The organism is Stenotrophomonas maltophilia group sp. Smal12 (genome assembly GCF_037079935.1).
Taxonomy (GTDB): domain Bacteria; phylum Pseudomonadota; class Gammaproteobacteria; order Xanthomonadales; family Xanthomonadaceae; genus Stenotrophomonas; species Stenotrophomonas sepilia.
Genome location: NZ_JBAWUK010000010.1, coordinates 1 through 19,728 on the forward strand (window position 1 = coordinate 1; position 19,728 = coordinate 19,728).

General features: G+C 62.1%; 20 protein-coding genes. 9 read left to right on the forward strand and 11 right to left on the reverse strand.

Translation table 11 applies throughout. The annotated features are described in order from the left end of the window. Positions 1 to 264 precede the first annotated feature (264 nt). Positions 265 to 1,572, reverse strand: a complete 1,308-nt coding sequence (locus WDC87_RS06165) for a TolC family protein (protein WP_003097539.1) — start codon at positions 1,570 to 1,572, stop codon at positions 265 to 267. A gap of 206 nt (positions 1,573 to 1,778) precedes the next feature. Between WDC87_RS06165 and WDC87_RS06170 the strand changes: the two genes are divergently transcribed. Continuing rightward, positions 1,779 to 2,571, forward strand: a protein-coding gene (locus WDC87_RS06170) for an IS5-like element ISStma16 family transposase (RefSeq protein WP_086009121.1) whose coding sequence is annotated in 2 segments (ribosomal slippage) — positions 1,779 to 2,038 and positions 2,037 to 2,571 — 795 coding nt in all. Because the reading frame shifts where the segments join, the coding sequence is not laid out codon by codon here. 523 nt (positions 2,572 to 3,094) lie between these two features. On the opposite strand, the gene WDC87_RS06175 is transcribed toward WDC87_RS06170, so the two are convergent. Beyond that, on the reverse strand, positions 3,095 to 3,736 hold the full coding sequence (locus WDC87_RS06175) for a LysR substrate-binding domain-containing protein (protein ID WP_023657317.1): 642 nt from the start codon (positions 3,734 to 3,736) through the stop codon (positions 3,095 to 3,097). Between the two features lie 107 nt (positions 3,737 to 3,843). On the opposite strand from WDC87_RS06175, the gene WDC87_RS06180 reads away from it, so the two are divergent. Continuing rightward, entirely contained in the window at positions 3,844 to 4,149 is a 306-nt protein-coding gene (locus WDC87_RS06180; protein ID WP_003097526.1) for a helix-turn-helix transcriptional regulator, read from the forward strand. 4 nt (positions 4,150 to 4,153) lie between these two features. Here WDC87_RS06180 and WDC87_RS06185 read toward each other — a convergent pair whose 3' ends face one another. The 9 genes from WDC87_RS06185 to WDC87_RS06225 form a co-directional block, all read right to left on the reverse strand. After that, the gene (locus WDC87_RS06185) at positions 4,154 to 5,044 is read right to left on the reverse strand and encodes a LysR family transcriptional regulator (protein ID WP_003097524.1); all 891 of its coding nucleotides are present in this window, start codon (positions 5,042 to 5,044) and stop codon (positions 4,154 to 4,156) included. Between the two features lie 231 nt (positions 5,045 to 5,275). Beyond that, positions 5,276 to 5,560 (reverse strand): CopK family periplasmic copper-binding protein, encoded by a 285-nt coding sequence (locus tag WDC87_RS06190; RefSeq protein ID WP_003090336.1) that lies wholly within the window; start codon positions 5,558 to 5,560, stop codon positions 5,276 to 5,278. A gap of 128 nt (positions 5,561 to 5,688) precedes the next feature. Further along, positions 5,689 to 6,615 carry a copper homeostasis membrane protein CopD gene (gene copD, locus WDC87_RS06195; protein ID WP_003097522.1) on the reverse strand — a complete coding sequence of 309 codons (927 nt, stop codon included), beginning with the start codon at positions 6,613 to 6,615 and terminating at the stop codon, positions 5,689 to 5,691. A gap of 4 nt (positions 6,616 to 6,619) precedes the next feature. After that, the gene (gene copC, locus WDC87_RS06200; protein WP_003090319.1) at positions 6,620 to 7,006 is read right to left on the reverse strand and encodes a copper homeostasis periplasmic binding protein CopC; all 387 of its coding nucleotides are present in this window, start codon (positions 7,004 to 7,006) and stop codon (positions 6,620 to 6,622) included. Positions 7,007 to 7,147: 141 nt separating this feature from the next. Continuing rightward, entirely contained in the window at positions 7,148 to 9,454 is a 2,307-nt protein-coding gene (locus WDC87_RS06205) for a heavy metal translocating P-type ATPase (protein ID WP_228777907.1), read from the reverse strand. A 287-nt stretch (positions 9,455 to 9,741) separates the two neighbouring features. Beyond that, the gene (locus tag WDC87_RS06210; protein ID WP_003097518.1) at positions 9,742 to 10,014 is read right to left on the reverse strand and encodes a DUF2933 domain-containing protein; all 273 of its coding nucleotides are present in this window, start codon (positions 10,012 to 10,014) and stop codon (positions 9,742 to 9,744) included. Between the two features lie 33 nt (positions 10,015 to 10,047). Then, entirely contained in the window at positions 10,048 to 10,533 is a 486-nt protein-coding gene (locus WDC87_RS06215) for a DUF411 domain-containing protein (RefSeq protein WP_003090303.1), read from the reverse strand. Between the two features lie 37 nt (positions 10,534 to 10,570). Further along, positions 10,571 to 11,551 carry a copper resistance protein B gene (locus WDC87_RS06220; protein ID WP_005408883.1) on the reverse strand — a complete coding sequence of 327 codons (981 nt, stop codon included), beginning with the start codon at positions 11,549 to 11,551 and terminating at the stop codon, positions 10,571 to 10,573. A 25-nt stretch (positions 11,552 to 11,576) separates the two neighbouring features. Further along, positions 11,577 to 13,478, reverse strand: a complete 1,902-nt coding sequence (locus WDC87_RS06225) for a copper resistance system multicopper oxidase (protein ID WP_003097515.1) — start codon at positions 13,476 to 13,478, stop codon at positions 11,577 to 11,579. Positions 13,479 to 13,732: 254 nt separating this feature from the next. On the opposite strand from WDC87_RS06225, the gene WDC87_RS06230 reads away from it, so the two are divergent. From WDC87_RS06230 to arsC, 7 genes are all read left to right on the forward strand, one after another. Next, on the forward strand, positions 13,733 to 14,425 hold the full coding sequence (locus WDC87_RS06230; RefSeq protein WP_003097513.1) for a heavy metal response regulator transcription factor: 693 nt from the start codon (positions 13,733 to 13,735) through the stop codon (positions 14,423 to 14,425). Then, positions 14,397 to 15,833 (forward strand): Cu(+)/Ag(+) sensor histidine kinase, encoded by a 1,437-nt coding sequence (locus tag WDC87_RS06235; RefSeq protein WP_003097498.1) that lies wholly within the window; start codon positions 14,397 to 14,399, stop codon positions 15,831 to 15,833. The genes WDC87_RS06230 and WDC87_RS06235 overlap by 29 nt, the downstream gene beginning before the upstream one ends. 947 nt (positions 15,834 to 16,780) lie before the next feature. Further along, a complete protein-coding gene (locus WDC87_RS06240; RefSeq protein WP_003116799.1) occupies positions 16,781 to 17,110 on the forward strand; it encodes a helix-turn-helix domain-containing protein in 330 nt (109 codons plus the stop codon). A gap of 13 nt (positions 17,111 to 17,123) precedes the next feature. Next, complete coding sequence (locus tag WDC87_RS06245; protein WP_003107243.1) at positions 17,124 to 17,594, forward strand: ArsI/CadI family heavy metal resistance metalloenzyme; 471 nt, start codon at positions 17,124 to 17,126, stop codon at positions 17,592 to 17,594. Positions 17,595 to 17,606: 12 nt separating this feature from the next. Then, the gene (locus tag WDC87_RS06250) at positions 17,607 to 18,104 is read left to right on the forward strand and encodes an arsenate reductase ArsC (RefSeq protein WP_003107241.1); all 498 of its coding nucleotides are present in this window, start codon (positions 17,607 to 17,609) and stop codon (positions 18,102 to 18,104) included. Positions 18,105 to 18,114: 10 nt separating this feature from the next. Beyond that, the gene (gene arsB, locus WDC87_RS06255; protein ID WP_003109696.1) at positions 18,115 to 19,200 is read left to right on the forward strand and encodes an ACR3 family arsenite efflux transporter; all 1,086 of its coding nucleotides are present in this window, start codon (positions 18,115 to 18,117) and stop codon (positions 19,198 to 19,200) included. A 14-nt stretch (positions 19,201 to 19,214) separates the two neighbouring features. Then, positions 19,215 to 19,637 (forward strand): arsenate reductase (glutaredoxin), encoded by a 423-nt coding sequence (gene arsC, locus WDC87_RS06260; RefSeq protein ID WP_003107236.1) that lies wholly within the window; start codon positions 19,215 to 19,217, stop codon positions 19,635 to 19,637. The last annotated feature ends 91 nt before the right edge of the window (positions 19,638 to 19,728 follow it).

The following is a 19,728-nucleotide window of genomic DNA, read 5'->3' on the forward strand; positions in this document are numbered from 1 at the left end:
GACCAAAGCCAGAATCAGGGCAAAGGAGGCCACCACCCAGACCACCAACTGATACCCTCAGCCCCGTACACCGGGTGGGTCAAAGTTCAACGCGCAGCCTGGGTCAGTTTTAAGTGCGCGCCAACAGACGTTGGCAGCGGGGGAGCCGCTGAGGTGGCCGGCGCGCCATTGGGCGACGCCCCATCCAACGGCAATACCGGCAGCAACCAGCGTCAAGCCGGCAAGGATGTTTCTCGAAGAGGTATTCATGGCGAGGGTCTCCACTCAGTCCGCGATCAGGCTGTTCAGTCGGGCGACGAGGCTGTCGCGCTGCGCTCCAAGGTCGATCAGACGCATGCGCGTCTCCAGCACCTGGGCGCGTGCACTGAGCACAGCGCTCAGGTCCCCCTTGGCGGATCGGTAGTTGCTCAATGCAAGCGCCGCTCGGTTCCGTACCAGTTGCAAGCCGGCGGTCTGCAGGCGGTCGATCTGGCTGTTCAACGCTTGGAGTTCGGCGGCGCTGTCGTCCAGCTCCTGCAAATGCCGCCGCGCCACGTCTTCGCGTTCGGCGTCCAGACGTTCCAACTCGTGCCGTTTTGCCTCGATCATGGGCACTTGGCGTCGATCCTTCTGCCAAGGCAGATCGAATGTCACCTGAAATGACACCATGTCGCCCCATCGGCGATCACGCCGGCTATAGGCTATCTCCCAGGCCCAATCGCCGCGGGTCTCTGATTGGGCTTCGCGGGACTCGGCCCGGGCCATGCTTTGCATCGCCGGATAGAGTTCAAGCTCCGCGTGATTCGCCAGTTCTGTGCGCAGTTGCGCGACGGGGCGAGTGAGCGGGCCTGGATCGCCTTGCAGTGCTTCGTCGGCCCTGGAGCCCACCCAGCGCCGCAACGCGGCCCTGGCCTTGGCCCGGTCCCGCTGTAGATCGTCACGGCGGTCCGTGAGTGTCAGCGCCTCCTGTTCCGCGACCAACAGATCGCCAGCCTGGGCGGTGCCGCCGGCGACGCGAGCGGGGAGACTGTCTTGCAGGCGCTGGTTCTCCGCGAGCAGTTCCGTCAGCAGTATCTCCCGTTGCTCCACCGCCTGCGCGGCGATCCACGCCAGGCTGAGTTCCTGGCGGATCTGCAATCGCTGCAAAACCAGCGCCGCGCGTTCTCGATCCACACGCGCCTGCGCGCTGGCGACCTGGGCGTCGCGCTTGGCCCTGTTGGGCACTTCCTGCATGAGCGCCAAGCGCTGCATCGTCATGGATTCGCGCGTCATGCTCCAGCGATCCATGCCGCTGATGGGGTAGTTTTCGATGCCGAGCGAGAGCTTGGGGTCGGGCAGCGAGCCTGCTGCCTTCTGCACGGATTCGGCGACGTTAACCTGCAACTGCTGCGCGCTTATGCGTGGGCTCTGCTGCTCCGCGATAAGGCGTGCCTCAGCAAAATCGAGGGCGTAGGCTACAGGCGAGACAAGCGCACTGCCCGCCAACGCGATGCTGATAGCTTTCAGACGATGCACTCGCATCGAGGCCGGCGTTGTGCCTCGGCCGTACGCCGACGGGCGCCCCTCGGGGGCGCCAAAAAAGGGAGTAAACATGGTTGTCCTCGGAATTGGTATTCACGAAATCACGTGGTCTGCCGCATCGGTGCGCGGCGAGCACGGACACATAAATCAATTCCGCAGGACTTGGAACGTGAGGTAGATCGGCGGAAAGCCCGCGCGGGGATTGGGAGGAATGTAGGTAACGTGCCGCCTGAGAACGTGTTCAAAGTCTCGCCCTCTTGATGTGAGAAGCTCGCTGGGTGAGAAAAGGCTACCCCAGCGACATCAAGCGCGAGCAGTTCGAGGTGATCCGGCCATTGCTGGAGAGTGCGCGCAGAAAGACTGCCCCACGCAAAGTGGAGCTGTACGAGGTGTTCTGCGCCGTGCTGTACCTGCTGCGCACGGGCTGTCAGTGGCGGGCACTGCCCAGCGACTTTCCCAAATGGCGCACCGTGCACTCGTACTTTGCCATCTGGAGCGAGCCACGCGAGGGTGGCAGCCTGCTGGAGCAGGCATTAAAAAAATCAGGTTGGCGCGGCCCGCGAGAAACTGGGGCGCAACGCCTGCAGCACGCTCTTGATCGTGGACGCGCAGAGCGTGAAGAACACGGACACGGCGGGCTTGAAGGGCTATGACGCAGGCAAGAAGGTCTCGGGCATCAAGCGCCACATCGCGGTGGACACCCAGGGATTGCCGCATGCGATAGCGGTGACCACGGCCGAGGTGACGGACCGCAAAGGCGCACTGCAGGCGCTACAGCGCTGCAAGCCCCGGTTGAGCCGGCTACAAAGCCTGCTGTGCGATGCAGGCTACATCGGTCGGCCGTTCGCGCAAGGCGTGCAGCAGATTCTGGGAGGGCATGTGACGGTGCAGATCGCCAAGAGAAGCGAGCTTCACACTTTCAAAGTGATGCCCAAGCGCTGGGTCGTGGAACGCAGCTTTGCCTGGCTGGACAAGAACAGGAGGCTGTGGAAGAACTGCGAGCGATGGCTCAACACCAGCCTGCAGTTCGTCCACTTGGCATTCTTGGTGCTCTTGCTCAAAAGACTTTGAACACGCTCTGAGGGCTACCCGGTCGAGAACCAACCCGGGCAGCGAGTTGGCGAGCCACATCACGTGCGCCGCGAGAAACTGAATGTCCAGCCCCTGCCATGAAAGCGCCGACTCCCGATCGCCACTGCAATGAGCGTGGCACAACTGTGGCGCTTCGCTGTCCATGGAATCAGGCATGCCGGTGCAATCCGACATTGGCAACTTGTCAGCCTGCTGCATCGAGATCGTGGCACGCATTTGCGTGGTTTCCACAGATGCCCTCGGGTCTGGCTTGGGACAGACGTACATCGCCATCGCAACCTGCGAGAAAAGCAAGGTTACGACTAGGCCGCTGGTAATCCAGCGGCTCCATCTTGCGAGAAGGCGCCTTAAGCCGATCATGCGGACATACTATTGGAAGTTGTAGGGAGTTGAATTGATCAAGGTCAGTTTCCAGGATGAATTGATGCGTCTGGACGGCGCCTTGGCCCGAACCGGCACCCGCTGCAAATCCACCGGCAAGGGCGGGCACCGCACGTGGTTGTCATGCTTTACGCGCCTCGGCAACTCGCAAGGCTCTAAGCTCAAATCGATCAGCTACAAGATTCGTCTGTCCCGAGAGTCGCTGCAGGTGCGTAATGACCTCGTAGGGGCCATCGGCTATTGGGCGCGTGCAGATTCCGCACTGGCTAGCGGTTTCGATGCGTGATCGCGAGGAAATCCCTACGCCATATCCAGCTGCGACCCAGAGCAATAACATCTCAAAAGAACTGACATGCTGGACATTCGGCCTTTCCGTTGATGACATGGAGGACAGGTACTGGTCCAGCGAAGGAGAATATTCGGCCTTCCATCGAAACACGGAGTGCTCCTTAAGTTCGTCTATTCTGATTGACTGCTGCCGGAGCAGTGGGTATCGCAGCGGCGTGGCAAGAGCTGTCGCCTCGAACCAAATAGAAAGACTCTTCAGCGAAGAATCGCTCACCTGCTTCAGAGAAAGGCCGACGTCGAAGCGCCGTTTGTAGAGGCCCGTAATGAGATCGCTCGCCGTAACCTCATTAAATTCCATAGAAACTTCGGGCTCCTCCGCGCGCTGCAGGGCAAGCAATGCAGCTAGGTACGAAGAGGCCACACCAGGCGCTATGGCGAGCCTGAGCTGTGGGCGTGGGCTGGTGGCGTCGTGCATGAGAGGCCCCAAGAAGCGATAAGACAAGGATGGAAAGTCTTCATGATAGCTAGTTTGAGTTAAACTTAACGTGGTTAAATTGTTTGGACTGTTCGACGCTTCCAAGGATGGAGAAGCGAACTGTCCGACGAGGCCGTCCCCCAGGAACTACCACTTTCGACGCCGAGCCAGCGTTGGCATTCGGAGCGGCCGTTCGTGTCGCCCGCCTGACGCAAGGTGTTGCTCAGGAAGAACTGGCTGCGAAAGCAGGGATCGAGCGATCGCACATGGGCAAAATAGAGCGTGGGGAGCACATGCCCACTCTCGCTCTGATCTTAAGAATCGCCGCCGGACTCAAGCTCAGTGCTGCGGAACTCGTCAGCGCAGCCGAACGCAATCTTCGTGCCGCGGCGCACGATTCAGATAGGCATTGACGCTTTAGTCATCCGGAGGTCCTCGCAGACGTTCGATGAAGCGATCCAGCGAAACCGATGAGTTGCTGCTTTCTGGCCGAAGCAGATAGGTTGTGATTACCGCCGTGTCCTGCGCCAGAGGGCGAATCACCACGTCCGGCCTCTGGCTGATGGGAATCTTGGTCGCCGTCATGAAACCAATCCCATAGCCTGCGCCGACGAGCGTTAGCATCATGTCCAGCGACGACACTTCTTCGACAACGTTGAGTCTGTGTTCCAGAACCTGTAGCAGCCGATTTAGTTCTCGGCAGTAGCCTTCGCAGGCCAGTTTGTCGCACAGAACCAGTGGGTGACCCTGAAGTTCGTTCAGCGGAACTTGCTTGTGCGCAAGAAGCGAGTGCCGCGCTGGCACGGCGATCACAATCGGGTCTCGCCAGATCGGTTCAGCCACGATGCCTTCGCCAACATCCGCCGCGTGTGCAAATCCGATCGTGAAGTCGCCAGACCGTAGGCCCCGTATCTGCTCGGTCAGCGGTACCTCGGAGAGACGTATCTCGACCTCGGGCTCTTCCGCGCGGCAACGAGCTAGGAACGCCGATAGTCGTGGGTCCATCGCACCATCGGAAATTGCAATGCGCAGGCTGCCCCTCAGGCCCGCGGCAATGGCTCTGGCATTTTCACGCGCTTGCTCCAGGACAGTGAAGAGTCGGCGGGTGTCCTGCAAGAATGCCGCCCCCGCCACGGTCAGCCGTGTGCCCCTGCGGTCGCGGTCAAACAGCGTGACCCCAAGCTCATCTTCCAATTCCTTGATCGCGCGAGACAAGGGGGGTTGCTCTATATGCAGCCTCTCGGCCGCCCGCGTGAAATGCAACTCCTCTGCCAAGACGACAAAGCATCGTAGATGACGCAACTCCATAAATCGGGCTCCTCGCAAGTTCTCATTCGCGCCAGATGTCCCGTGGACGAATCACGGTGGACGGGGAGGCTGGATCCATTTCAGGGAAGTTGATGCGCTTGACATCGCAAAAACTGGCACCTTGAGCGCTCGTGGTTGCTCGTGACGCGTCCCAAGCGCGCGCGCCCAATCGGGGCGCGCGTCTCTGTCACACTGTGCAGAAGCTTTGAAAAGCACCGCACACCCGCGGCGTCATCCGCCGTGCTCTTTTTGTAGCAGCGACCCGAGGCGAGCGACTTCATTGCTGGTGATCGCGATGTTGCGCCCATCCTTCGTCGACACCGAAGCTCCGACATTGAGATAGACGGCGCGCCCGAAGCGGCTTTCCTGTGCCATCTTTCCGTCCTTGAAGATGTACAGCGTTCCCCCGTCAGCCAAGGGAACCATTTCCTTGGCTGCTTGGGCTGCTGCATGACCGGCGAAGGCTGGCACGGAGAGAGCGCTCAACAGGGCGGCAATGACAATTTGCGATTTCATGATCGACTCCTTTGTAAAAACGACGACAACTTGCGCCGCGTCGTTAAATGTAGAAGCAGGCGGTCTACAGAGCGCTTACCCGTGCATTACATTCAATTCATGTGCTGTCATCTGCCGCCCATGAAGGACTAGGTTCCAGTGGGAGACAAGATGCCAAGCCATGCAACGCTCGCCAGAACCAAAACGGCCAAGGTCGCCTCCGTGAACAGACTCTGTCTAAGCTTGATGACTGCCTGTGCGCGATTGCCTGCCTTCAAAGCAGCCTCCAGGCTCGGGCTCAACCGATACCGATTGGCAGCAGCCAACGCCAGCATGCCTGCGAAAAGCAAGAGCTTTACCATCAGCAGCCGGCCATACAGCGTCGAGATGAGCGGATCAAACGATGGTCCGGCGATCAACAGGTAATTGAGAATTCCACTCACGACGAGTGCAGCCACGATCGCTGTACCTATGCGAGCAAAGCCATTCGACGTCCGACTGAGGACCGCTACCGGGTCTTGCGCGACATCCTGCTTGTGGGATGCCAGCATCAAGAACGCCACCAATGCGCCCACCCAAGCGCCCGCTGCCCAGAGGTGCGTGATATCCGACGCAAGATGGATGTAGCCGCGAACGCCGTCGTCCATCGCGCCGTGGCCTGCCCACGCAAGGGTCGCCAGCGCCACGCCGGTGGAGAGCGCCATCACTGCAAATCGCAAGGTAGCGTTCAATTTCAACATTGCGACGAGCACACACACCAACAGCGCGAGGATGCGAATGCACCAGGCGATGCCCATGTGCGTGCCCGTAATGAGCATGTCGAAGACGTGCGTTGACAGCTCCGCGTAGCTCTGGGCACCGGACATGGCCTTGGCCATGACCGTCATGCCCCACATCGACAGGGCAATGCCGATGGCAGCGGATGCGCCAATGAGGACGCGATAGCGGCGCGAGATCGTCGAGGATCGCTCGTCGTTGCCCAAAGCATAGAGACCGAACATGGCGACGCCAAACGCCGCCGCCAGGTCCAGATACAGCGCCAGGCGCAGGACGATGGTCAACCAATCCCCGGCCATGGGCTTACTTCACCTTGAAGGTGACGTTACCCGTGATCGGATGCGTGTCCGAGGAGACGGCACGCCATTCGACGCGATAGTCACCGGGCTGGAGCGCCTGTGCCGGCGTGATGACCATGGTCTTGCCGTCGCCGGCAGCCGCGACGCTGGCGTTGATCTTCATCGGGCCATGGCTCGCCATTCCCGGCATGCCAGTCATGACAAGGCTCGCGGCGGAGAACTGCGGCACCAGCGTCTCGGAGAACTTCAGTTCGATGGTGGCTGGCGCAGAAACCTGCGACTTGTCGGCCGGCGTTGAAGACACCAGCGAAGGATGCGCGAATGCGGCGGTGGCGAACAGACCAGCAGCGATCGGCGCGACGAGCTTGGCGATGAAATGTGAACGGGTCATAGAAGTTTCTACCTGGATCTGTGAGGTGTGGTTTAAGAACGAAATGCCGAGATAAGGCTTGCACCTTTGCAACGGCGTAGAACGAAAGAAACGGTTTGCTGGGCGATAGCAGGCTCCTGTAGTTTCAGAAAGAAAATCCGGTCACAGTCGGCTCGCTCTCAGGCGCAAGGCGTTGCCAACGACCGACGCCGAACTCAGGCTCATCGCCAATGCTGCGATCAGCGGCGACAGCAGCCAGCCCGTGAGGGGATAGAGAACCCCGGCGGCGATGGGGATGCCCAGCGCGTTGTAGAGGAAGGCGAACATGAGGTTCTGCTTCATGTTGCGCACGGTACTCACCGAGAGCGTGCGAGCGACAGCGATGCCACGCAGGTCACCCTTGACCAGCGTGACCTGGGCGCTGTTCATCGCCACGTCGGTTCCCGTTCCCATGGCGATGCCCACGTCTGCCTTCGCCAAGGCCGGCGCGTCGTTGATGCCGTCTCCGGCCATGGCGACGATGCGTCCTTCTTTCTGCAGTCGCTCGATCAACATGAGCTTGTCCGCCGGCTTGACCTCACCATGCACCTCGTCGATGCCTAGGCGTGCACCGACGGCTTTGGCGGTGGTCTGCCCGTCCCCGGTGGCCATGATGACCCGCAGGCCCGCAGCCTTCAACGCGGCCAGGGCCTCGGGGGTGCTGCCCTTGACCGGATCGGACACGGCGAGCAAGCCCGCGAGCTGCCCGTCCACCGCCAGGTACATGACGCTGGCCCCTTCGCCGCGCAGAGCTTCGGCCTGGGGTACGAGCGGTTCCACCGATACGCCAGACTGTTCCATCAGCACTGTGTTGCCCAACGCCAGTTGCCGGTGCTCAACCTTTCCGCGCACGCCGATGCCGGTTCCCGATTCAAAGCTCTGAGGCTTCACGAGTTGGAGGCCCTGGGCACGCGCGGCCTGCACGATGGCGTCGGCCAGGGGGTGTTCACTGCCCTGGTCCAGGCTGGCCGCAAGACGCAGCACCTCATCGTTCGTAAAGCCGGGGGCTGCGACGACCTGATCGAAAGCAGGTCGGCCTTCGGTCAGGGTTCCTGTCTTGTCGATGACGAGGGTATCGACCTTGCGAAGATTCTCGATCGCCGCGGCATCGCGGAACAGCACGCCCTGCGTGGCGCCACGGCCCGTTGCGACCATGATCGACATCGGCGTGGCCAGACCCAGCGCGCACGGGCAGGCGATGATCAGGACGGCCACCGCATTGATCAGTCCATAGACCCAGGTGGGCTGTGGCCCGAAGAATCCCCATACAAGGAGCGTCGTTACCGCAATGGCGACGACGGCCATCACGAAGTAGCCGGCAACGACATCGGCCATGCGTTGCATCGGTGCCTTGGAACGCTGCGCCTGGGCGACCATCTGGACGATCTGCGATAGAACGGTGTCCGAGCCGATCCGCTCCGAACGCATGACCAGCGCGCCGCTGGTGTTGAGTGTGGCCCCGATGACCTTGTCGCCCACGCGCTTGCTGACGGGCAGCGGTTCGCCGGTCAGCATGGATTCGTCAATCGAGCTGCTGCCCTCGTGCACGATGCCATCCACCGGCACCTTCTCGCCGGGTCGGATGCGCAGCAGGTCGCCGACGTGCACATGGCTGAGTGGCACGTCTTCCTCGCTGCCGTCCGCATTGATGCGCCGCGCCGTCTTGGGTGCCAGCCCCAGCAGCGACTTGATGGCTGCGGAAGTCTGGGAGCGGGCCTTGAGTTCCAGCACCTGGCCGAGCAGTGTCAGCGAGATGATGACGGCGGCGGCCTCGAAATACACGCCGACCCGTCCCATGGACATGAAGGAAGCTGGAAACACTTCCGGCGCAACGGTTGCCACAACGCTGTAGATGAATGCCGCACCCGTTCCCAGGCCGATCAGTGTCCACATGTTCGGGCTGCGGTTGACCACGGACAGCCAGCCGCGGGAGAAGAAGGGCCAGCCGGCCCACAGCACGATCGGCAACGACAGCACCAACTCGACCCAGCTCTGTGTAGCCATGTCCATCAGGTGCAGCCGCTCGCCCAGCATCGCCAGCGCCAAGACCACGAGCGTCAGCGGCAAGGTCCACCAGAAGCGACGCGAGAAGTCACGCAACTCCGGGTTGTCGTCATCGAGGTCGGGCAGCAGAGGCTCCAGCGTCATCCCGCACTTGGGGCAGGTTCCCGGATGATCCTGGCGGATCTCCGGGTGCATCGGGCAGGTGTAGATGGTTCCGGGCGCGGTTGGCGATGCCGCCGGGGCCGGTGAAACTGCGGTGCTGGCATGGTGATGCGGTGCATGGCCGCTGCCTGTGCCTATGCCCGCGTCACCGCTGGCATATCGCGCCGGATCGGCGTCGAATTTGGCCTTGCATCCGGTGCTGCAAAACAAGTACGTGTTCCCCAAGTGCGTGGAACGGTGCTCCGACGCCGCCGTGACCGCCATGCCACACACCGGATCTCGCGTCGCGGCATCGGGCTGCGTGTGGCTTGAGGACCCGCCCGCGTCGTCACTTCCAGCATGGCTGGCGTGATGGTGGTGCGTATGCGGGCCGGACGTTGTGGCACCCGCCGCCATGCCTGCGTGCTCATGTCCTGAAGACTTGCTGGGTGAATTCATAGTGACAAGTGCCCTCCGCCGTTAACCTTTGGTGTCTGGTGATCGCAGCAGGCCGCAGGCGCGCAAGGAGACAAGCGCGGCGTCGCGTGCTCGCACGGTGCGAGTGCCTCGACTCATTGCTTCTGCTCCTTGGAGGCTGCGGCACCTTCCTTACCCTGACGCGCGGCATGATCGTGTCCGCCGTGGCCGTGACCACGGTGCATGAACAGGTGCATCAGCGGACAAGCCGCCAGCAGCAGGAAGGGGAGATAGCCGGCAACATGTGCCGTATGCTCCTTGAGCAGGAAATACGCGGCGACAGCGGCGATGATGAGGAACGCCACGCCGTAGCGCGATCGCCAGAACCGGGGGCGATCGCTGGGGGTCTGTGTGTGCTGATGCTGCATGGCATATCTCCACGGAGAAGGGTTGATGGATGGTCAGCGATGCGACTGATAGACCGTGCTGCTACCGTTTTTCCCAATCAGCAGCACGTCGTAGGCGTCCTTGCGTCCACCATAGGCCGGACCATCCATGCCGGGCGAACCGACCGGCATGCCGGGCGCCGCGAGGCCGATGGCCTGCGGGGCTTCGCGCAGCAAGCGTTGAATGTCCGAGGCAGGCACATGACCCTCGATGGCATAGCCGCCGATCTGCGCCGTGTGGCAAGAACCGTACTTCTGCGGGATGCCCAGCCGCGTGCGCGCTGCGGTGTTCCCGGTGTCGAGAACCTGCACATCGAAGCCTGCGCCTTGCAGGTGTGAGACCCAGTCCTTGCAGCATCCGCAGCTCGGGTCCTTCCAGACCTTGGCAATCGGTCGGCTCTGCGCCAGGCTCGGTCCTGCGAGTGCCATCACCAACAAGCCAGCGATCAATGCCTGGCGTCTCGGCACTTTGCCCTGGCTTCTGTCGTAGTGCATGTTCATGGATCGCCTCTCATCAGATGATCAAACCCGCTAGGTTCTAGAACCAGAATCGCACGCCAGCCACCCAGCGCGTCTGCTGCGCACGGCCGCCTTCGGCACGCACATAGTCCGCGGTGCGTCCGAAGCTGCCCGCCCGTTCCACGCCGATATAGGGGGCGAACTGGCGACTGAATTCATAGCGCAGGCGCAAGCCAGCAGACGCTTCGGCCAGGCCCTTGCCGATACCGCGTTCCGGGTCGTCCTTGCCATAAAACTGCAACTCGGCGCGAGGCTCCAGAATCAGTCGCTGGGTCAGCAGCAGCTCGTAGCTGCCTTCGACACGCAGCGCCGTACGTCCACCACTTCCCACGTAGCCCGTCGCCTCCAGCTCGAACCAGTAGGGGGCGAGGCCCTGGATGCCGAAAGCCAACCATTGACGGCTCGGGCCTTCCCCGTTATCCACCCGAACGCCGAGCTGGGTGTCCCAGTACGGTGCGACGGCGTGCCCCCAGAGAAGCTCGGTACGCGATTCTTCGAGCTTTCCTTTGGCGATATCGCCTTCGGCCTTCACGACGGCCTTGTTGTAGGTCGTCCCATACCACGCCTGGAGGTCGTAGGCCGTGGAGTCGTCTCCTTTGCGCGTGAAGCGGCGTTCCAGAGTTTCGCCGCGCAACGAAAAGAACCTGTGTTCGTCGGCCAGCATCAGCCGCGGCACACCGGGTACGGCGTAGTCGCCCGATCCCAATGTCAGGCCATTGGAGTAGCCATGCGGATCGCGGGCGTCAGGAGGCGCCGACCCGCCCTGCATCTGCATGTTGCCGTGATCCATGGCCGGGGCCGCGGTCGAGCCGCTCGCCGACGTCGCGTGACCCGCGTGCGGGTCGGCGGCAGGAGCCACGGTCTGAGTGGATGGCGCGGCCGTTTGAGCGTCGGCCTGGCCGTGCGCTGCATGGTCGTTCTGTGCTTGTGCCTGGGCGGCGACGCTTACCAGGGCCAGAAGCGTCGTGGCCAGTGCGCGAGTGGGGAGTGCTTTGGACATTCTTGGTCTTCCTTGTGCGCTGGGTTCAAGACACCACGACTTCGCGGAACATGCCGGCATCCATGTGGAACATCAGGTGGCAGTGCCACGCCCAGCGGCCGAGCGCGTCGGCTGTCACCAGGAAGCTGATGCGTTGTGCCGGCTGCACCGGCAGGGTGTGGCGGCGCGCAAGGAAGCGACCGTCGGGGCTTTCCAGCTCGCTCCACATGCCGTGCAGGTGCATGGGATGGGTCATCATGGTGTCGTTGTGCAGAATGACCCGCAGCCGCTCGCCGTGTTTGAAGTGCACCGGCGTGGACTTTCCGAACTCCAGCCCGTCCAGGGACCATGCGTAGCGTTCCATGTTGCCCGTGAGGTGCAGTTCGACCTCCCGGCCGGGGCCTCTCTTGTCCAGCGGCCCCGACGGGGTATGCAGATCCGCGAGGGTCAACACGCGCCGACCGTTGTTGCGCAGTCCGATGCCGGGGTCATCGAGGTTGGTGCGCGCCATGTCAACGCGCATGTCCGTGCTGGCACCATACTCGGTGCGAGCGTGGCGAGCAGTAGTGCTGGGCACGGCCAGTCCCCCCGCCGCCGCGGCGTGTTGGCTGTGATCCATCGCCATGCCACCGTGGTTCATGGCGCCGTGATTCATGCCTGCCATCGCCCCATGATCCATCCCGGACATCGAACCCGAGCCCATCCCGGTCATCCCGGTCATGCCCGTCATGCCCGTCATCCCGGTCATCTCCATGGCCTGGCCGGACCCGCCATGGTCCATGCCCCCCATCATGCCGCCCATCATGTCGTTCATGGTCAGCCATTCGACCGGATCGAGGGCAGGCACGGGAGCTTGAAGACCTTCACGCACGGCCAGCGTGGCACGCGCGTAGCCTGTCCGGTCCATCGCCTGGGCGAAGATCGTGTAAGCGTCATCCCGTGGCTGGACGATCACGTCGACGGTTTCGCCAGGACCGAATCGGAACTCATCGACGGTCACCGGCTCCACGTCAACACCATCGACGTGCACCACCGTGAGTTTCAGTCCTGGAATGCGTACGTCGTAGAAGGTGTTGCCCGCACCGTTGACCATGCGCAGCCGCACGCGCTCACCCGGTCGGAACAGCGCCGTCCAATTGCCGGCGGGGGTGACGCCGTTGGCCAGATAGGTCAGCGTGGCGGCAGACAGATCTGCGAGATCCGTCGGATTCATCCGCATCTCGTTCCACATCTTGCGCTTGTCGATCGCAGCGGCCGTGCCTTCGCGCGAGGCGTCCCGGAAGAAGTCGAAGACGGTAGGTTGGTTGTAGTTGTAATAGTCGCTTTGGGACTTGAGCTTGGTGAACACCCGCATCGGGTCTTCGTCGGTCCAATCCGAGAACAGCAGCACGTGGTCACGGTCGGCGTGGATGGTCTCGGCGCCAGCGGGGTCGATGATGATCGCCCCGTACATGCCCGTGAGTTCCTGGAAGCCGGAGTGCGAGTGGTACCAGTAGGAGCCGCTCTGCTGAACCTTGAAGCGGTACGTGAAGGTCTCGCCGGGAGCGATGCCATTGAAGCTGATGCCCGGCACGCCATCCATCTGATACGGCAGGATGATCCCGTGCCAGTGAATGGATGTGGCTTCACGCAGCTTGTTGGTTACACGGATTGTGACGGTGTCACCCTCGCGCCAACGCAATGTCGGTGCCGGCAGCGAGCCGTTGATGGTCGTAGCCACGCCTGGCTTGCCCGTGAAGTTCACGGGCGATTCGGCGATCACCAAGTCGAACTCGGTGCCCTTCAGCACAGGGGCGGCACCGCGCGTCGCGGAGCCTTGCTGGGCAAATGCCTTGAACGCCGGCGTGGACAGCCCAGCGAGAACGCCGCCGGCGGCTAACCCTTGGACGAAACGCCGACGAGAAAGGCCCTGTGTGGGCACGATAAAAAAGGGTGAACGAGGCGGCATGGCCTGAAATCCTCCATAGATGACTCGGAAGTCGTTCTAAACGCCACCCCATCCTGAGCGGCACAGTTCGACGCAATGCAGGTCATGCTATGGGTTGGGCACTTTCCATCGAATGACCCCTGAATTACATTCATGTAATGTTCGTGTCATGTTCGTGGAAGCTGGCAACCAGTAAATTGCTGATTGAAAGTGGATGAATGCGTACATCGTGAGCGGCTATTTTTCCGCGCCGTAGCGATTTCATGGGACATGCGATGAAACTGCTGGTCGTTGAAGACGAGAACAAGACGGCGGATTACGTCCGCCAAGGTCTCATGGAGGCGGGATTCGTCGTGGATCTAGCGCGCAACGGATTGGACGGACACCACCTGGCCATGGGCGAGACATACGATCTGGTGGTCTTGGATGTCATGCTGCCGGATGTCGATGGCTGGCGCATCGTGCGTGCCCTTCGAGATGCCGGTAAACAGGTCCCTGTGCTCTTTCTGACGGCGCGTGGCGGTGTAGACGACCGTGTCAAGGGATTGGAACTGGGAGCGGACGACTACCTCGTCAAGCCATTCGCGTTCTCTGAGTTGCTGGCGCGGGTGCGGACGCTGCTGCGACGCGGAAGCGCTCCGAGCCAGCCTGATCGCATCCAGGTTGCCGATTTGGTGCTGGACTTGGCGCGCCGGCGCGCAACGCGCGCTGGCCAACGCATCAATCTCACCAGCAAGGAGTTCGCGTTGCTTGAGCTCCTGGCCCGTCGCCAGGGGGAGGTCCTTCCACGGTCTCTGATCGCGTCGCAGGTATGGGACATGAATTTCGACAGCGACAGCAACGTCATCGATGTAGCCATCCGCCGTCTACGCGCGAAGATAGACGATGCGTTCAATCCGAAGCTCATCCACACCGTGCGTGGAATGGGATACACGCTCGATGCGCCCGATGATGCCCCTGCGCCATAAGCCGCGGCAAAGCCGTCCAGCGTCGCTTGCATTGAGGGTCACGGCCCTCGTTGGTATCGCCACGACCTTGGTGTTTCTTGTGTTCAATTGGGTCATTCTCCGGTCGTTGGAGCACCACTTTGCTCAACAGGATGCCCACGAACTGGAGGCAGTGACAACCGCTTTGGCTCAGCCCTTGCACCAGCTTGCAAGTGACATCGCAAGCGACGAACTGAAGCAACACTTGGCCAACGCAGTCGCAGGACATCATGGGATGACGTACGGCGTCTACGATGGGGCTGGCAATAGCATCTATGCCACGCCCGGTCCTGACCTGTCTAAACTTGCCAGTAGCAAAAAGTTGGTCAACCGCATCACCGCTGACGATTTGATCGTGTGGCAGGAGGATCAGAGGTCATATCGAGGTGTGGTGCTGCAACTGCCTGCTGACGATTCAGCGGCGCCCGGCTACCGCATCGTCGCTGCCATGGACATCGGCTTTCATCTCGACTTCCTGGCGGAGTTCAAGCGCATGCTCTGGTGGGCAACCGGCTTGGTCATGTGCCTGGCGCTCGGTGTGGCTTGGCTGGCGGTGCAGTGGGGCCACCTGCCGATTCGCAAGGTCAATGAAGAGATTCGGGCGATTCGCTCTTCAAAGCTGGATGTGAGGCTGGATCCTCGGGATGTGCCGATCGAACTGGCGGAACTGGTATTCGCCTTCAACGATATGTTGGCGAGAATCGAGGAAGGCTTCACCCGGCTATCACACTTTTCCGCAGACATCGCGCACGAGTTGCGCACGCCCGTCACCAACCTGGTCACGCAGACTCACGTGGCGCTTGGCCAGCCGCGCAGCAACGAGGAATACAGAGAAATCCTCTATTCAAATTTGGAAGAGTTTGATCGGATGGGACGCATGATTGGTGACATGCTGTTTCTTGCCCAAACGGAAAATGATCCCCGCAACTTGCGTCTGTCTACCATTGATCTGTCCGAATTGGTGCGGAGTCTGTTCGACTATTTCGAGGCGCTGGCAGAAGATAGCGGCATTACGCTTGGTGTTAAAGGGGCGATCGGCAGCATAGCGGCGGATCGGGAAATGCTCACCCGGGCGCTGAACAATCTTCTCTCGAATGCAATTCGACACACGCCTCGCGGCAAGAGCATCACGGTCTTGCTTTCGCAGGACGAGCAGTGGACAACGATCAGTGTGGTCAATCCCGGTGAGAGAATTCCTGAGCGCGATCTACCAAAGCTCTTCAACCGCTTCTACCGAGTTGATCCGGCACGGCAACGAAATACGGCGGGCGCCGGTCTTGGCCTTGCCATCGTGAAATCGATTGCGGAGGCACATGGTGGCTCCGTTGCCGTGACCTCCAGTGAGCTTGTCACCAGGTTTGACTTGGTATTGCCCCATCTGCGGCAGTAGTCCGAGGGCGCTGCGGTCCGTCCAGCCAACTGGCGTATCTCTTTGCCTGATTCTGGGATCTACCCGGCCGGCCACGTTGCTACGCGAGCGGGACATTTTTTCTCCGTGACTGCCACGTGCCCAGTCCTAGCGGCAGGCGCCGACATCATGCGCTTGTGTATCCCATCGCTACGTCCACACCGCGCGCGGGGGCCTTTGCTCGGTCGTGATCCGGTCACCGATCGTCGATAGCCTCAGCGGTCAGTGCCGAACGTCTGCCTGCTCGGCGCCTCGATCGCGCGCAGACCTGGCTGTGTGCGCTGAGCCCCTGAGGTGAGTTGGAAGTTGGTCTGCTGGTTCGTTGCGCGGGTATATGTACCCGTAGCTGGGTACAGAGAGTCTTATTGATCAAGATCAAGGTACTGCTATCAGGCGCCGGCTGCATATGAACGCAGCCAACCGCCAAAACTACCTATGCAGGTGTCCACTAAAACTTGACCACTGCACCCCGCCCGAAGGCTTCTCCGACTCGCCCGCTGACGCGGGCCAGGTCAACCCCACAACGACAGGCGAGAACGCCCCGCCATGCCTTGCAGCGCCGGTCTTGAGGCGTGGCGTGGAAGCTCCATAGCGATGCCGGGCGGGTTGTCCCTGAACCGCGTTGAGGACGGCACGCACCTGCACAACCTGCCGCAGCAAGCGCCAGCGTGTTCGCCAGCGTCCCGTCCATCGCGGCGGGGCGCTGGCCGGGCCGATCCGGCGCAGCCGGTTCGGCGGCATCGAGGGGCGCCAAGCATCGCGCGGCGGGGATAGCCCGCAGGGCTTTCCCCTGGAGGCAAGCGAAGCGCGCAGCGCCGCAGGCGCGAAGGCGTGAGCAACTGTCTTGAAAGTCAAGCCTCGCAAGCGCGCAGGCTCCATTCAATTGAAGCGTTTTGCCAATGATTCAATAAATGTTGTATTATCGAATCATGAACGAGACCCAAGCCATTTCCGCCCTCGGCGCCCTGGCCCATACCCAGCGGCTGCGCGTGTTCCGCGCCCTGGTGGTCGCCGGCCCCGAAGGGCTGACACCCAGCGTCCTCGCCGACCAGCTCGACGTGGCCCGCAACTCCCTGTCCTTCCACCTGAAAGAACTGGCCCATGCCGGCCTGGTCACCATCGAGCAGCAGGGCCGCAACCTGATCTACCGCGCCGACTTCACCCAGATGAATGGGCTGCTCGGCTATCTGACCGAGCACTGCTGCCAGGGCGGCGCGTGCGAGGTCACCGAATCCTCCTCTGCCTGTACTTCCTGCTGAAAGGATCACCCCCATGAAGCGCTTTCACGTCCACCTTCACGTCGATGACCTGAACCGCAGCATCGGCTTCTATTCCCAACTGTTCGCCGCGCAGCCCGCGCGCGTCGAAGGCGACTACGCCAAATGGATGCTCGAAGACCCGCCGGTCAACTTCGCCATCTCCACACGTGGCAACAAGCCGGGCATCGACCACCTGGGTATCCAGACCGACGATGCCGAGGAATTGGCGGTGCTGAAGGCCCGCGCCGAGGCGGCCGACATGACGCTGCTGGACGAGGGCACCACGACCTGCTGCTACGCGCGCAGCGAGAAGCACTGGATCACCGATCCGCAGGGCGTGGCCTGGGAGCACTTCCACACGCTGGGCAACATTCCGGTCTTTAACGAAGCGGCGCCTGCAGCGACTTCCGCCGCAGCGTGCTGTACCCCGGTGCGCGGCAAGCCGGTGGGCGTTGCGGTGAAGCCGGCTTCCTCCTGCTGCTGATGTGAGATACCCATGACCACCGACAAGACCTACAACGCCCTGTTCATCTGCACGGGTAACTCGGCCCGCTCCATCCTGGCCGAAGGCATCCTCAATGAATTGGGCCAGGGGCGCTTTCGCGCCTACTCGGCGGGCAGCCACCCCAAGGGCGAAGTCCACCCACTGGCGCTCGCCACGCTGGAGCGGCTGCACATGCCGACCGCCGGCTACCGCAGCAAGAACTGGGACGAGTTCGCGGCGCCCGGTGCGCCGGAGCTGGATTTCATCTTCACGGTCTGCGACAACGCCGCCGGCGAGGTCTGCCCCGTGTGGCCGGGGCGCCCGATGTCGGCGCATTGGGGTGTGCCTGATCCTGCAGCCGTTGAAGGCACCGACGAGCAGAAGCGCAAGGCGTTCACGGATGCGGCGCTGACGCTGCGCCGACGCATCGAATTGTTCCTGTCGCTGCCGATTCAGCGCCTGGATGCCATGTCGCTGCAGCACGAGCTGCGCAGCATTGGTACGAAGTGAGGTTGGCGCGATGAGTGTTGGAACCCAAACGGCCGGCCGCGTGCCGGCCGCCCCCACCATGAGCGTCTTCGAGCGCTACCTGAGCGTGTGGGTGCTGCTGTGCATCGTCGCCGGTATCGCGCTCGGCCAGTTCGCGCCGGGCGTGTTCCAGGCCATCGGCCGCACGGAAGTGGCTCAGGTCAACCTGCCCGTGGGCCTGCTGATCTGGGTGATGATCATTCCCATGCTGCTCAAGGTGGACTTCGGCGCTCTCGGCCAGGTCAAGCAGCACTGGCGCGGCATCGGCGTGACGCTGTTCATCAACTGGGCCGTCAAACCATTCTCGATGGCGTTGCTGGCGTGGATCTTCATCCGCCAGGTCTTCGCGCAGTGGCTCCCCGCCGACCAGCTCGACAGCTATGTCGCGGGCCTGATCTTGCTGGCCGCCGCACCTTGCACAGCCATGGTGTTCGTCTGGAGCCGGCTGACCGGGGGCGATCCTGTGTTCACGCTGTCGCAGGTCGCGCTGAACGACACCATCATGGTGTTCGCCTTCGCGCCCATCGTCGGCCTGCTGCTGGGCCTATCGTCCATCACGGTGCCGTGGGCCACGCTGCTGGTATCGGTCGGCCTGTACATCGTGATTCCCGTCATCCTGGCCCAGTTCTGGCGCCGCGCCCTGCTGAGCAAGGGCCAAGCCGCCTTCGACCGGGCGCTGGAGCGCATCGGGCCGCTGTCCATCGCGGCGCTGCTGCTCACGCTGGTGCTGCTGTTCGCCTTCCAGGGCGAGGCCATCATCCGCCAGCCACTGGTCATCGCCATGCTGGCCGTTCCGATCCTGATCCAGGTGTTCTTCAACTCCGGCCTGGCCTACTGGCTCAACCGCAAGGCGGGCGAGCAGCACAGCATCGCTTGTCCTTCGGCGCTGATCGGCGCCAGCAACTTCTTCGAGCTTGCCGTAGCCGCCGCCATCAGCCTGTTCGGCTTCCAGTCCGGCGCCGCGCTGGCCACCGTGGTCGGCGTGCTGATCGAGGTGCCAGTCATGCTACTGGTCGTTCGGATCGTCAACCAAAGCAAGGGCTGGTATGAGTGCGGCCCGAACCCTGCCCGCGGATAACCAAGACACGACTCATGAGCAACATCACCATTTACCACAACCCCACCTGCGGCACGTCGCGCAACGTGCTGGCTCTGATCCGCAACAGCGGCGAAGAGCCGAACGTTATCGAATACCTGAAGACACCGCCTGACCGCGAAACGCTGCAACGCCTGATCACGGACATGGGCGCGCCAATGCGCGCCGTGCTGCGTGAGAAGGGTACGCCCTATGCGGAATTGGGCCTCGATGACCCGAAGTGGGGTGACGAGCAGTTGATTGGCTTCATGCTCCAGCACCCCATCCTCATCAACCGGCCCATCGTGGTGACCCCGCTGGGCACGCGCCTGTGCCGGCCCTCAGAGGCCGTGCTGGACATCCTGCCGCAGCCGCAGCGCGGCGCGTTCCGCAAGGAAGACGGCGAAGCCGTGGTGGATGCGGAGGGTCGCAGGGTCTGAGACCTCCCGCACAAGCGGCAGGCAATCTGAAGTGAGGCTGGTATTATCGAATTTCGTTATCGATATTCGATATGAAAGAGAAACCTACTCC